General features: G+C 61.8%; 12 protein-coding genes. 1 reads left to right on the top strand and 11 read right to left on the bottom strand.

Annotated features, from left to right (window positions below):
- From BM357_RS14570 to helD, 7 genes are all read right to left on the bottom strand, one after another.
- A partial coding sequence (locus BM357_RS14570; protein ID WP_483869896.1) for a phosphorylase family protein occupies positions 1 to 263 on the bottom strand: 263 nt, incomplete at its 3' end.
- Positions 264 to 593: 330 nt separating this feature from the next.
- Positions 594 to 971: a VOC family protein gene (locus tag BM357_RS14565; protein WP_074955016.1), complete on the bottom strand. Its 378-nt coding sequence runs from the start codon at positions 969 to 971 to the stop codon at positions 594 to 596.
- 131 nt (positions 972 to 1,102) lie between these two features.
- Positions 1,103 to 2,014 carry a carbon-nitrogen hydrolase family protein gene (locus BM357_RS14560; RefSeq protein WP_074955050.1) on the bottom strand — a complete coding sequence of 304 codons (912 nt, stop codon included), beginning with the start codon at positions 2,012 to 2,014 and terminating at the stop codon, positions 1,103 to 1,105.
- Positions 2,015 to 2,027: 13 nt separating this feature from the next.
- Positions 2,028 to 2,939: a VanW family protein gene (locus BM357_RS14555; RefSeq protein WP_074955013.1), complete on the bottom strand. Its 912-nt coding sequence runs from the start codon at positions 2,937 to 2,939 to the stop codon at positions 2,028 to 2,030.
- Between the two features lie 170 nt (positions 2,940 to 3,109).
- On the bottom strand, positions 3,110 to 4,378 hold the full coding sequence (locus BM357_RS14550; RefSeq protein WP_074955010.1) for a dicarboxylate/amino acid:cation symporter: 1,269 nt from the start codon (positions 4,376 to 4,378) through the stop codon (positions 3,110 to 3,112).
- A 78-nt stretch (positions 4,379 to 4,456) separates the two neighbouring features.
- The gene (cuyB, locus tag BM357_RS14545; RefSeq protein ID WP_074955048.1) at positions 4,457 to 5,182 is read right to left on the bottom strand and encodes a cysteate racemase; all 726 of its coding nucleotides are present in this window, start codon (positions 5,180 to 5,182) and stop codon (positions 4,457 to 4,459) included.
- 156 nt (positions 5,183 to 5,338) lie between these two features.
- A complete protein-coding gene (gene helD, locus BM357_RS14540; protein WP_074955008.1) occupies positions 5,339 to 7,690 on the bottom strand; it encodes an RNA polymerase recycling motor HelD in 2,352 nt (783 codons plus the stop codon).
- Positions 7,691 to 8,027: 337 nt separating this feature from the next.
- Between helD and BM357_RS14535 the strand changes: the two genes are divergently transcribed.
- The gene (locus BM357_RS14535; protein ID WP_139234737.1) at positions 8,028 to 8,411 is read left to right on the top strand and encodes a hypothetical protein; all 384 of its coding nucleotides are present in this window, start codon (positions 8,028 to 8,030) and stop codon (positions 8,409 to 8,411) included.
- A gap of 121 nt (positions 8,412 to 8,532) precedes the next feature.
- Here the strand turns inward: BM357_RS14535 and BM357_RS14530 are convergent, their stop codons facing one another.
- From BM357_RS14530 to BM357_RS14515, 4 genes are all read right to left on the bottom strand, one after another.
- On the bottom strand, positions 8,533 to 9,690 hold the full coding sequence (locus tag BM357_RS14530) for a M20 family metallopeptidase (RefSeq protein WP_083430559.1): 1,158 nt from the start codon (positions 9,688 to 9,690) through the stop codon (positions 8,533 to 8,535).
- A gap of 61 nt (positions 9,691 to 9,751) precedes the next feature.
- The gene (locus BM357_RS14525; RefSeq protein ID WP_217647701.1) at positions 9,752 to 11,644 is read right to left on the bottom strand and encodes an OPT family oligopeptide transporter; all 1,893 of its coding nucleotides are present in this window, start codon (positions 11,642 to 11,644) and stop codon (positions 9,752 to 9,754) included.
- 162 nt (positions 11,645 to 11,806) lie between these two features.
- Positions 11,807 to 13,135, bottom strand: a complete 1,329-nt coding sequence (locus BM357_RS14520) for a methionine--tRNA ligase (RefSeq protein WP_217647700.1) — start codon at positions 13,133 to 13,135, stop codon at positions 11,807 to 11,809.
- 124 nt (positions 13,136 to 13,259) lie between these two features.
- Positions 13,260 to 14,504: an MFS transporter gene (locus BM357_RS14515; RefSeq protein ID WP_074954996.1), complete on the bottom strand. Its 1,245-nt coding sequence runs from the start codon at positions 14,502 to 14,504 to the stop codon at positions 13,260 to 13,262.
- Between the last annotated feature and the right edge of the window lie 7 nt (positions 14,505 to 14,511).

Below are 14,511 nucleotides of genomic sequence, written 5' to 3'. Positions count from 1 at the left end.
GCTCGCGTGACGTTTGGCGGCAGGCCAAGACGCCATACAACAGCATACAAACCAAGTGCCGTCGAATCTCGCAGAAAGACTCGTTCAGCAGACCCTAAATAATGTCTGGATGTTCCTTCGTCTCGAACACATTCGTCAGGAATCAACAAGCTCCCAATGGGGTTGACGGATTGCAGACTCCCCGCAGCACCAATTCCAATAAAACGCCGTGCGCCGCATACGATCAATTCTTCCATTTGAATGATCGTACCTGGTGCTCCTATCGGACACTGAACAATGGTGACCGGGACGTCGCCACGATAGCCTGAATAGGCGTGTCGAAACGGGGCATTGGCAAGTACTTTTCCATTACCGAACGTGTGAGGGCTTCACGTACACGAGTAAACCACGTTACAATGACAGTCGGCGCGACTCCAATGTCTTCAATTTGAATCCCAAGTCGTCGAGTATGATAATCCAGAAACATTTGTGGGGTGAATCTCATCCCGTCCGTTGTGGACTGTAAGGTCATTTGTCATAACTCCTCTCCTCACTGTCTAACGGTCGTTCACGGGAAGTCCGTTCCATTCATGTCCCCCGTCTGCAATGCAATTTCACTGACTGAGGTTTAACTGCCATGAAACGCCGAATTTGTCGGTAACCCATCCAAATTTTTGACTGATTGGAGAAGGGGCTAACGGCATCAGCACCTGCCCGCCTTCCGATAACCTCTCGAACAACGCATCGATCTCCCCCTCCGTGTCGCACGTTACAAACAAGGAGATGGAAGGGGTAAACGTAAAATCATGTTTGACCGAAGTATCCATGCACATCATTGTCTGTCCCTTGAGCGTGAACGTGGCGTGTAATATTTTCCCATCTTCAGAATGAAAGATGTGATTGATTTGGGAATCCTTAAACAACGACGTATAGAATTTCATGGCTTCTTCAGCTTGACCATCAAACATGAGGAAAGTTGTGATTTTAGACATTTCGCCCTAACTCCTTTCTATTGGACAGCTCGGCGACCGTTCTGCTCACCCATCGTTCTGCGAAACGCGAGACCATGTGCGCCATGTGCACGGAGTATAACATACCATCATTGTGAATGCCTTCAATGCCTTTAACGCCGAGCGTCAGGGCGCAGGAACGGAGGTTCCACTTTCTCGTCGATCAGTGCACCATACGCACGTGGCTTTCGATATGCATTTCCCCACGCTTCACGTTCTCGATATCTCCGCAGGTGCGCCAAGTCAAACTCCGCGATCCACACACCCTCGCTTTCATCCGCTTCGATAACCAAAGGATCGACGGTGCGTCCCTGTTCATCAAATACACACGGATGGTATGCGGCCGACCTTCCCCATCCCACCCCGGCGTAGTTGGCCATGGCCACACCGACCATATTTTCGAATGCGCGGACGGACAGCTGCCGCAAGCGTATCTCGTTCATTTCGCACGCATTCGGCACCAAAATGATCTCTGCTCCATTCAACATCAGGATGCGGGCGCTTTCCGGGAACTCACGGTCATAGCAAATCATCGCCCCCACCCGCACAGGGCCGCACGCGGTCTCCAAGACACACACCGGGAAGTCTGTTCCAGGTGTGCACAGGGCCTCCAAGGAAAAATCGCACGTATGCACCTTCGCATATTTCAGCACCGGCCTTCCCGTCCGATCAATGAGCAGCACGGTGTTGCGCGGGGCCCCTGGCCAACGCTCCAAGTAGGTGATGGCAATGGCCATCTCGAGATCGCGCGCCCGTTGGACAAAATGTTGAACATACGGGTCACTTTCGTCCACTGCGCGCGACTTCCAAGCCGCGCGTTCCTGTTCTCTATCAGGACGCCAGGGATCCGTCCAGGCCTCCGGAAATGGCGGCGAGTAGCCGATGTTCCACATCTCCGGGAACAACGCGATGTCCGCACCCCGGTCCTTCGCCGTCTGACATGCCCAGTCAGCTCTCTTCAGGTTGGCCTTCTCATCCGAACCTAGCGGCATCAATTGCAACAACGCGATTCGCAGTGGAGACATCCGATCCCGCCTGTCAAACATTTGATCCAGCGGTCACCGTCTCCTCCTCGGACGGATCCACTGGACGTGTTGCACTGCCCTCCGTGCCCGATGGCAGAAGAGGGCTGTACATCATCAATGCATGGTTTTCCACTACGAGGGTCTCGTCGACGAGCGTGCCCGACAGGTCCCAGCGCCGCCGCCACAGCTGGTTATGACGTATGTACTTGCCGCTGGGGTGCTGCGTGATCCGATGATGTCGCTCGACGATTTCGTATTGGAAACGCGCGGGAAGTGAGCAACGCCAGGCACCGACCAGATGCGAATGTGTCACGTCGAGGCACAGGTAGTATTCTTCGTCGGTGTCATTGCGGATCTTCAGGTCGATGTAATTGTAAGCGATGGTCGCCCCGCTGCCGAACGGCAGGGTCCGGTTTGCATCCGGGAAGACGTCATACTGGTGGCGGTAACGTTCGGTCACCGTCAGTTCGGTGTGCATCGTCATCCAATACAGCAGGTTCGAAAGCTGGCACAGCCCTCCCCCGTAGCCTGTGCGGATTTCCCCATTCACCAAAATCATCCCTGGCAAATATCCCCGACGTCTTGAGGGGCGTCCCACCAACCTCCACACGCTGAGCGTCTCGCCTGGCCGCAGTCGCAGCCCGTCCAGGCGCCGAACCGCCAACCGGAGATTGTGGACCTTGTTCACCTGCAACCCGTGTTCCGTCCCCGCCAGATTCCGAAACAACGGTGTCTGATGTTGAACCACAATGTGGGGAAAGCGCCTCGCACCCTCATGCCGTGGCAACCGTTCGGCGGCGTACCGGGTCCTGGAGAGGTACCACTGTGCGTACCGTTTGCATGTAAAGTAAGCACTGCCGATGGTGAGCCGCAGGCGTCCTCGCTCGACAGGAACCGGTTCCCGTCCCGCATCTCCCGCACGCATTCACGGCACCTCTCCCTGCACGACTGCAAAGCATCATGGTTCACGAAGGATTCATGCCAAAAATTCGACGTGAGTGAAGAAATTCCTGTCGGGTGCACACCGGCCCGCAGAATGAATGCCGGCCCGTGACGGGCAGCATCACGGGCCGGAACAAGCTGGGTGTGCAAGCGTCAAATCGCCTTTTCTGCCCCACCTGGCGGTGTGGTCTTGTGGGTTGAGGCGATGTAGGCAGCGAGTTTTCCACTGTCGAATTCCCGTTCCCACTTGGCGACGGCGATGGCCGCCACGGAGTGGCCGAACACGTTGACACCGGTGCGCGCCATGTCCATCACCCGGTCGACGGCGGCCAACAGGGCGACGCCCTGGATCGGCAGCCCGAAGGCCGTCGCGGTCGTCAGGAGCACCACGAGTCCAGCCATCGGGACGCCCGCGATGCCTTTGGAGGTGACAATCAGGATGAGGATCATGGTGATCTGTTGCCCCAAGGTCAAGTGCAGGCCGGCCACCTGTGCGACGAACAGGCTCGCCACCGACAGGTAGAGGCTGGTCCCGTCCGCATTCCAGGAGATGCCGAGCGGAATGACGAAGGCCGCGATGGAGCGCGGGACGCCGATCCGCTCCGAGAACTCAATCAACTGCGGCAGAACGACCTCCGAACTCGTCGAAGAAAACGCAATCAGGAACAGGTCCACGACGCCCCAGAATACCTTGAAAAACGGCACCCTGAGCACCAGTCTGCAGACCAGCGGGAACAGCACGAACACCACGATGGCGAGCCCAAGGTAAGTGACCAGGATCACCTTCGCCAACGGGAGGAACACCTGGTATCCATACTTCCCGGCCGCGTACGCTGCCAGCGCGAATACGCCCACCGGTGCTGCGTGCATCACCCAGCGGATCAACGTGAAAGATGCCTGCATCAGGCCCTCGAAGACCTGCAGGACCACCTTGCCCTTCTCTTTCACCGAGGCGATGGCCAAACCGAGCATCGCGGCGAAGAACACGACCGAGATGACAGCGTCCTTCTGGAAGGCGTCGACGATGTTCTTCGGCGGGATGTTGACAATCATGTTGACGATGTCGATCTTCTGCTGCTTCGCGACGGAGATGTCGCCCGCTTTCGCGCTGGCCAATTGCACGCCGGCACCGGGTTGCAGCAGGTCAGCAAGGATGATCCCCAACAGGATGATGATGGTGGTGATGATTTCGAACCAGACGATGGACTTGAGGCCAATCTTGCCCATCCGCCTGATGTCGGCGACACCGGCCGCTCCGACGACAATGGCGAAGAACACCACCGGCAGGATCACCATTTCCACCAGGTTGATGAACATGGTGCCGAGCGGTTGGATGGCGACGCCGAAGCTCGGGAAGATCAATCCGACGATGGCCCCGAGGATCAGACCGGCGAAGATGAACAGCGCCAGGCGTTTGCTCATGGACTTCCCTCCTCGCGAAATCAAGAGCGTGCATTCACGCGTGTACGGCACCTTCCAGAAGGCACTGGATACCCCGGATTACACCCGATGGACGTCGTGAATCACCCCCTCCATGGCCTCGCGATTCCCCATCGCCTCGCGGACGATGGCGCGGGCAAGAATATCTGTGGGATCCACCACGACGGGGACCTGCTCCGGCGTGATGACGGCAGGAATTTCGGTGCATCCCGCGATGACGGCCTGGGCTCCGTTTTGGACCGCGTGATCGATCACGCGGCGAAACAGGGCCTCTCCCTGGCTGAGATCCCCCAGCTTCACAGCCCGGATGCCCTCCTGGACCACCTGCTGCAAGGTTTCCGGCGGCGTGACCGTTGCGATCCCGGCCGCGGCCAATGGCGCCTGATAAAGCCCGGTGGCCACCGTGGCCGTGCTGGCGAGCAACCAGGCCTCACGAATGCCTCTTCCCTGCAACGCCCACGCCACCTCCTGCGGCATGTGGACGAACGGGATGGGTACCGCCTCTTCCAGCGCGGGCAAGAAGTGATGCGCGGTGTTGCACGCGATGGCCAACAACTCCGCGCCGGCCGCCACCAAGCGCCGGGCGGACGCAACGAGATGCGGTGTGGGATCGGGCCCGCCGCTGAGGATAGCCGCCACCCGGTCCGGGATCTGCGGATAGTTGTCGACAATCACGTGGAGATGATCCTGGTCTCGCTCCACCGGAGTGTTGAGGACGATTTTCCGCATCAGGTCCACCGTGGCCAGCGGCCCCATGCCCCCGATGATCCCCACCACTTTCGCCATGCGCTTCACCTCGGTTGCCTCTACTCACTATCGAATGAATCCGAAGCTACAGGTATGACAGCACCGGATGACATCTGCACCGAAATCACTTTTTCATGTCGGTTTACTGAGAATATACCCGTACGGGCGATTTTGCGCAAGGGAAAAGCCTGCCGCTCATTCGCCCGCCTGTCGCAACCGATAGGTCGTGTCGGGTTGATCGAGGATAAAACGGCTGGGTGTACCGAGACACCCGATCCACAGGTGATGCATCGCACGGGTGCACACCGTGTACAACAGATACCGGTCCCCCTCCGTGTGGTACGCGTCTTCGGAGGCGTCGTACACTACCACCCCGTCAAACTCGACGCCCTTCGCCAGATAGGAAGGCAGAATCAGAATGCCGGGTGCGAACTCCGGTGTGAATGCGTCGACGAGCGTCGCGCCCAAGCCGGGCCCCAAGGCTTCGTGTGCCTCCCGGCTCTCCGCCGCCGTCTTGCAGATGATGGCAATGGACTGGCATCCGCACCGCTTCAGATGTTCGACGGCCTCCACGATGCCCCGGTGCAGGGACGTCCGATCCCGCGCCTGCACCACTTGCGGCCGGTCCCCCGTGCGCTCAAAGGGGACGATGGCTTCTCCACCCGGTACCATGCCGCGGGTGAACTCGACGATCTCCCGGGTCGATCGGTAACTCCGCGTCAGCCGGATGACGTCCGTCTCCTGCGGCCCGTACAGCTGCAGCAGGTCTTCCTGGTTCCCGAGCGCGCCCCCGTAGGGCGAGATGGTCTGGTTCAGGTCGCCGAGCAGGGTCATCCGGGCGCGGGGAAAGAGGCGCTTGAGAAATTCCAATTGGAACGGGGAGTAATCCTGCGCCTCGTCCACCAGCACGTGCCGGACCGTGGTGTTCATATGCACCCCCTGAACCAGTTCCTTGAGGTACAGGTACGGAGTGGCGTCTTCGTAGGGCAAGGTCCGTTGATCCAGGTATTTCAGCGTCAGTTCGCAGATCTCGGGCCACTCCGCAGGCAGGCCGTCGGCACCCGCCAGGCGCTTCGCGAACGAAGGATCCTGGAACAGTCGCCGGTACAGCGCCGTGGGGTTCACAAACTGGAACCGTTTGATCCGGGCGCGGACGGGCCGAAGATAGCGCCGGAGCACCATCCGAGCGAGGATCTCCCGTTGCCGGTCGTAGTCGTCCGCGTCACCGGCGAACGGAGACTGGCGCATCTGCTGATAGGCCTTCCGGTAATCCGCGGGATCGAGCGCCTCCACCTCGCGTTCGACCCACTCCGCCTGCCATTCCCGCTCCGCGAAAGCGCTCACCTGCTTGAGGAGCCAATCCCGCAGCCACTCCAGCCGCTCCGGCATGCGGCGGGGCGCACCCGGCTGGTAGAACTGGCGCTTGATCTCCTCTGCCGACACGATGACCCGGTCCTCCAGCCGGACGGGCCGGAACTGCATCCCCTGGAGGAGCAGGAATTCCTGATAGGCGCGGATGAGGCGGAGAAACGCCGTCGAGCCTTTGTACCGGATGGCGGCCAACCGAACCGCGTGTTCCGGTGCGCCGGACTGGGTGAGGACGTACTCCAGTTGATCGAACGGGTTCTCCACCTCAAACAGGCGGCCCAACCGGTGCACCAGGTATTCGTGGAACGTCGCCTGGCGCATGTTCTCCTCTCCCAGCTCCGGCAGCACGGTCGAGACGTAGCTGCTGAACAGAGGATTCGGCGAGAACAGCAGCATTTCGTCCGCCGTCAACGTCTTGCGGTATTTGTACAACAGATAGGCCACGCGCTGCAGGGCCGCCGACGTCTTGCCGCTGCCCGCCGCCCCTTGGACCACCAGCAGTCGTCCGCGATCGTGCCGGATGATGCGGTTCTGCTCCTTTTGAATCGTGGCGACGATGTTCCGCATGTGCACGTCCGCATGACGGCTCAACACTTCCATCAGCAGTTCATCACCGATGGTGACGCTCGCATCGAACATCAACCGGATGGTGCCGTCGTGGATCACAAACTGGCGCTTGAGCGACATCGTCCCTTCCATCGTCCCCGCGGGGGCTTCGTAAGACACCGGGCCGGGGGTGTGGTCGTAGTACAGACTTGCAATCGGCGCGCGCCAATCGTAGATGAGGAAAGTGTCGTCATCCGCCTTGAACGACGCGATGCCGATGTAGATGGACTCCGGGCGCGGTGACCCATTTTCCTGGAAGTCGATCCGCCCGAAATACGGAGAATCGGCCAACTTGCGCAGCGTCTTCAACTCCCGGGCACCCTGCTGGTGCATGCGTTCCCTGTCGGCCAGGACCTCCGCCTGCTGCCGGATGCTGAAGTGGGTCTCCACGAGATCGTCAAGGCTGCTCAAGTTGATGGTGACTTCGTCCCAAAAGTTCCGGCGCAGCTCGACCACATCTGCCCGCACGTCTCCGATCTGCGCTTCGAGTTCAGCCGCCCGTCTCCGGATCTGCCCGACGACGTCGTCGACCCGCCGCTGCTCCCATTGCCATTCCTGCTCTGGTACGCTCACCGCCGAACCTCCCATGCGCCGCCCAGTCTCCGGTGCCCCAGCATTGACGCGCGGCACCGGATGCGGTAATATCTCGGTAAGAAAACGCAATCTATGAAAGTCTTTTTCGGCAGATTGGAAGCGCTGCCGATCTTTGATGTTACTACCCGCCGGCCCGTGCGTCAAACGGGTCCGGCGGGTTTTTCCATGTCTGCACATGGAAGGTTCGCATCGATCCGGGCGGTCCAGCGGCATCCGCCCCGAAAATGGGCGGCTGAACCGTGCGGGCGGGGCACCTGTGCCATACGGTAGATCACGCAGATCCAGGCGCCAGCCATTGGGAGGGGACGTGATCCACGTGTGGAAACGGATGTATGAACTTGCCCTGCGGTTGCTGCACCAGCCGGTGGTGATCCGGCACATCAGCGGCCTGGTCTACCACGGCATCCTGATTCGCGTCAGCAAAAGAGGGATGTATCTGATTCAGTTGCATGATCCGGTCCCGGCCGGAGGTGTACCCGGCGTCGCCGCGCGGACGGCCGACCTGGGTCCGAGCGCCACAGGTACACCGCCCGTCTACGCCCGCCCGGTCATCTTTGCCCCCATCTTCTTTCCGTTCGCCGTCGTCGCGTCGTTCGCCGCCGGAACGTTGCTCGGCGCTGCGGCGTCCCGTCCGCCTTACCCGTATTATCCGCCCTACGGAGGACATCCGTACGGGGGCTATCCGCCGTACGGATGGTGACCGTGTCACACATGGCGAAAGCCGGTCGCACCGAGCAGCTCCCCCTCGCCCAGCCGGCGCCGCGTACCGTCTGCCCCGGTGCGCAGGCACACACGGTCTGTGACCGGCTGGATGAGATGTTTCACGCCAAGTAGCGACGGATGACGGTTTTGTAGACGTCGATGGATTGCAGGAAGGCCTCCAGTTCGACCGATTCGTCCGGCTGGTGCGCCATGTGGTCGTCTCCGCCGCCAAGGATGACGAGTGGCACCGGGCTGTGCGGCGGCGCCAACGCAGCGCCGTCGGTGTAGCCGTTCATGCCCCGTACCGCGGGATCGCGCCCGACCACCTCGCGGACAGAGTGCACCACGGTTTGCACAAACGGATCGTCCGGGTCCGTGCCCACCGGCGGCAAGTCGTTGAAGACGCGCACTTCTCCGCGGAACGTGGCGTCCTCCTCGTGCAGTTCATCCAACAGGCGGTTTAACGCCGTGACGATATCCTCGTGCCGCTGCCCGGGCACGGTCCGAAAGTCAATCTGAACGCTGCACCGGTCCGGCACCACGTTCGTCTTCACGCCGCCCTCAATCACGGCGACGTTGAACGTGGGGTGGCCGAGCAGTGGGTCCGGCTCGTAGACCAGCTCAAATCGATCCAACAGGGCGTTGAGGAAACGGTTCATATGTACGATGGCGTTGACGCCTTGGTCGGGGGTCGATCCGTGCGCGGTCTTGCCATAGCAGATCACCTCGACCCACAGGGCGCCTTTGTGCGCGACGACCACGTCATGGTGCGTCGATTCGCCGATCAACAGCGCGCTCACGCCCTCCATCTCACCGCTGTCGAAAAAGTGCTTGGCGCCGAATGCACCCGCCTCCTCCCCGGCCGACGCGAGGAACTTGACGTCCCCGTTCAACTGGACGCCTTCGGCCTTCAACTCCAGGAGGGCGAACGCGAGCGCGACGAGGCCGCTTTTCATGTCGCAAGACCCGCGCCCGTACAACCGTCCGTTCTCGATGTCGCCGGAAAACGGGTCTCGCTGCCACTGCACTTGCCCCGGCGGCACGACGTCGGTATGGCCGGACAGCGCGAGCACGCGCCGTCCCGATTCAGGCCCTTGGCCACGCAGCCAGGCCACCAGGTTGGCGCGGTGGTTTCCGAGATCCACCAGCCGGTTCTCCACCCCGTGCGCGTCAAACAACTCCTTCAGCGCCAACGCCACGGGCAGCTCATCCCCAGGCGGGTTGACGGAACGGATGCGGACCACCCGCTGTAAGAACGCGATCGCCTGCTCTCTCATCAGTACCCCTCCCGTGTGACATCTCCCGCCCCATCGTACCGCGAATGGGCGAGAATGTATATCACCGGGTGGCGGATGCACCGGCGGATCGGCCGCGCACCGCCGTCCACCCGAGCCACAGGGCGAGGAGCAAGAACAGAACCAGCGACACCCACCCGGGCGCCAAAGGGTTGGCGGGCAGGGGGATTTTTACGGTGACCAGGATGGCGAGCAGGATGCCGAGCAGCGACTCGCCGGCGATGAGGCCGGACGCGGCCAGGACGCCCCGTTCGGCAACGTCGGTCGGGTGGGCGGCGTTCCCGTCTTTCCGCGGGCGGGTCACCCACCAGCGGACCAGACCGCCGAGCAGCACGGGGACGCTGGTATGCACGGGCAGATACAGGCCGACCGCCACCGGCAGGGCTTCCACGCCGAGCAACTCGATGGCGACGGCCATCGCGACACCGATGAAGATGAGGTCCCAGGGCATGCTCGCGTTCATGATGCCTTCGATGATCATCTTCATCAGTACCGCCTTCGGCGCGGGCAGGTCTTTCGATCCGAAGCCGTAGGCATCGTTCAACAACACCAATACCCAGCCGATGGTCAGGCCGGATGCGAACGTCCCGATGAGCATGGCGGCCTGTTGCCGCCTGGGGGTCGCGCCGACGAGAAACCCGGTCTTCAGGTCCTGCGAGATGTCGCCCGCGATGGCGAGCGCGGTGCAGATGATGGCGCCCACCACGAGGGAGGCCACCATCCCCCGCATCCCGGTGTAGCCGGCGGCCCGGTACGTGGTGGCGACGATGAGCAGGGTGGCGATGGTCATGCCGGAGACCGGATCGGACGAGGATCCCACGATGCCCACAATGCGCGCCGAGACGGTGACGAACAAAAAGCCCACGATGGCCACGCCGAGAGCCCCGATGATCCCCACGTCCAACTGCGGCAGGAACGCAATCACCAGGAGGATCCCCACGGCCAGCGGAATGCTGACCCGGCGGGGGATGTCCTGCTCGGTGCGAAGCAGACCGTCCGCTGCCGAGGCGGAACGGTCGCGGGCTGCCGCTGCGGTGGCGGCCAGCGTTCGCCACAGGGTCGGCAGCGTGCGGATCAGGCTGATGATGCCGCCAGCGGCGACGGCGCCGGCGCCGATGTAACGGATGTAGCTGTCCCAGATGCCCCAGGCGTCCAACTTGGGCAGCGGAGCACTCCCCGGCGGCACGACGCCCGTTCCTTGGCCAAAGTAGGCGATCATCGGGATGAGGATCAGCCATGCGATCACGCCGCCGGCCGCCATCAACCCGCCGATGCGCGGCCCGATGACGAAGCCGACGCCCATCAACGAGGGAAGGGTATCCATGCCGACCATGCCCTGGCGCAATCCGGCCACGCCCGTCGAGATCTCGGACGGAAACAGCTTGAGACCGTCTTCGAGAAACTTGAAGACCGCGCCGAGGCCCAATCCTTTGAACACCAGCCACGCGCGCTGACCGCCCTCCTCCCCGGCCATCAGGACGCGGGCGCACGCGGTCCCTTCGGGGTACGGGAGCTTGCCGTGTTCGCGGACCACCAGCATGCGGCGCAGCGGGATCATAAACAGGACGCCGAGAAAACCGCCCGTCAACACCACCAGGGTGATGCGGAACAGGTCAGGATTCACTTTCCACAGAAACAGCGCCGGCAAGGTGAAAATGGCGCCGGAGGCCAGCGCTTCGCCGGCAGTGGTCATGGTCTGGACGATGTTGTTCTCGAGGATGGAGTTTCTGCGCAGCAGACCGCGGATGATGGCCATGGAGATGACCGACGCCGGGATGGAGGCACTGATGGTCATGCCGATGATCAACCCGAGATACGCGTTGGCGGCCCCGAACACAATGGCCAGGAGAACGCCCAAGACCACGGCTGTCACGGTCAGCTCCGGCGGACGCTCCTCAGGCGAGATGAACGGTTTGTAGTCGCTCCCGTTTGCCATGAGATGCCTTCCTCCCCGCGCGGTGACAGATGGGGCCGCCATGTGGCGACCGTGGTGACGGATGGAAATCCGCGCTTGAGGATAGGTTGAACATTTCGGGCTCGGTCCAAACCTGTGGCGTTCACATGCGCCACGAGGACAGGAAGACCCTTCCGCAAAGTCTCAGTGCACCTGTCCCGAGAACCGTTGCTTCAGCTCGGCAACCTCTTCGGAAGAAATGCGCTGAAACAGGTGTGATGGCACCGTGAAACGTCGCCCCGCCGAGAGGCCGTTCAGAGCGCACAGTTGCGGGAGCGGTACAGAACGCTCATCGTGACTGAGGTGGAGCGCGTCGAACACCCGCTCACACGTGAAAGGGATCACCGGGTGGGCCGCCGACGCGAACAATCGAATCAGTTGGATGGCGGTCCTCAAGACCATGGCAGCCTGCTCCCGATCCGTTTTCACCAGCGTCCAGGGGGCGCGCTCGTCAAGGTACACGTTGCCAAGCGACCAAAGTCCCCGGAGCGTCTGGATGGCCTTGCGCAGTTGCAGTTTCCGGAGAAGGGTCCTGCACTCGTTCACGAGGCGGATACAATCTTCCTGCAGCCGCGTCTCGGCGTCGGACACCGTCCCACCTTCCGGAATGGTGCCCCCGAAGTGAGCGTGGGTGAGTTTCAGCGTCCGGTTGACAAAGTTGCCAAAGTTCCCGACCAGGTCCTTGTTCACCACGGCGGCAAACTGTTCCCACGTGAAATGGGTGTCGTCCGACTCTGGCGACTGTGCAAGCAAGAAGTAACGCCAACAGTCGGCAGGCTGCACCTCCAGCGCAGCGTCGAGGAAGACGCCCCGCTTCTGACTGGTCGAGAATTTTCCCCCGTAGTACGTCAGCCAGTTGAAACTCTTGATGTGAGCCGGCAGCGTCCAGGGTTCCCGTGTCCCGAGGATCATGGCCGGCCAGAACACCGCGTGAAAGGGCACGTTGTCCTTGGCCATGAACTGGGTGTACACCACGTCTTCCGCGCCGTACCACCACGACCGCCAGTCCCGGTCTCCAGGCGCCTCATCCGCCCACTCCTTGGTTGCCCCGATGTATTCGATGGGCGCGTCGAACCAGACGTAAAACACCTTGTCCGAAAAACCTGGCCGCGGGACCGGGACGCCCCACTGCAAGTCCCGCGTGATGCAACGGGGACGCAAACCTTCGTCCAGCCAGATGAACCCGTGCTGGTTTAATCGCTCGTAGAAGTGTTGTGTCAAGGCCCGATTTTGCGCTGACGAGCTGCGTCCAAAGTGATCGAACGAAAGCCCGAAACGCCGATAGATGTCAGCCTGTATGGCGTGCATTCTGGCGCAGTATTCCTCGATCGAAAGCCCGGCTTCCAGCGCCGACAGTTCGGCAGGGGTGCCGTGCTCGTCGGTGGCGCAGATGAAAAGCACATCCTCCCCCTCTTGCCTCAGAAAGCGGGCGAACACGTCTGCGGGCACGACAGGGCCATGCGCATGCCGCACATGCACATATCGTTCAGAGCAAGCATGGCAAACGGCAGATGCAGCATGTCGTACCCACGTCCTTTCCGTACACTTGAATGAGTTGGCTCGATTGTATCGCGTACACGCCGTGCGATCAACGCCTTCACGGGACGTTCCCTTGCACCTGTTGATCTTGTCCGTCCGCCGCCGACACCAGGCGCCGGTTGTGCGGCAGGGACACCAATACCAGTGAGCCCACACTGACCGCGCACATCACGATGGTCATTCCCACCATCGCGCTGCGCACGCCAAAATGGGCGGTCAACGCGCCGCCTGCGAGGATGAATCCGATGCTGAGCACTTGTTGCACGGGTCCCAGCACATTGTTGATGCGCCCCATCCATGCCACCGGGACCGCGTGCTGCATGTAGGTCGTGAAACCGACGCTGGACAACGACCCGAACACGCCGAGCACCACCAACCCCGTCACCGCTGTCCAGAAGCCGTGTGCCAATGCATACGTCAGGTATCCTGTCGCGGACAATACGCTCCCCGCGCCCAACAGCCATTCGGTACGCAAGCGATTGGCGATCGCGCTCACCAGCAACGAACCGGTGACAAAGCCGACCCCGGCCGCGGTGACCATCATCCCGTAGCCAAACGCGCCGAGGTTCAGCGCCTGCTCCGCAAACACCACTTCTTGCGCGTCTGCCGCTGAGGCCGCCAACAGCGCCAGTGCGTTGCACGTGAACAGGGCTGTGAACAGCACGTTGTCCTTCAGGAACTGCATGGCCGCGCCCCAATCCCGGCGCAGGGCCGACCACGCCCCAGACCCGCCGGATGTTCCTGCCGCCCTGCCGAAATCCGGCAACGCCAGCAGGGTGACGGCGGACACCAGGAAACTCGCCGCGTCGACCCACAGGGCCGCCGTGGCACTGCCGGCTTGCAGCATCACCCCGGCCACGGCGGGGCCGACAATGAATGCGCCCGATCGCAGCGTGCTCGCCAGGGCATTGACGCGCTTGCGGTGTTCAGGCGGGACGAGCTGGGTCTGATACGGGAGAAACGCGTTGTTGAAAAACGTTCCGCAAACGCCCAGCAGGAACAGGACGAGGTAGATTCCCGCCACCTGCTGCAGCGTGGCGAGCAGTCCCACCAATCCTGCGCGCAGCAGCTCTGCGACAATCAACTGCCGCCGATGGGAAAAGCGATCGGTGACGCTGCCCGCCCAGGGCCCGACGACGAGCGCCGACACCTTTCCAACCACCCACAGGCCGGCGACCGCGGCGGCCGAACCGGTGGTGTGCAGCACGAACACGTTGAGCGCCACCAGATACACGAAGTCCCCGATGCTGGACACCCCGATGCCGGTGAGCAGGATGGTCGTCCACCGCCGATGCCGTTTCACAGGCCTC

Origin of the sequence: Paenalicyclobacillus macrosporangiidus (genome assembly GCF_900116805.1) — a bacterium.
Lineage (GTDB): Bacteria > Bacillota > Bacilli > Alicyclobacillales > Alicyclobacillaceae > Alicyclobacillus_H > Alicyclobacillus_H macrosporangiidus.
The sequence above is the reverse complement of the archived record's forward strand: the minus strand, read 5'-3'. Positions and strand labels throughout refer to the sequence as shown.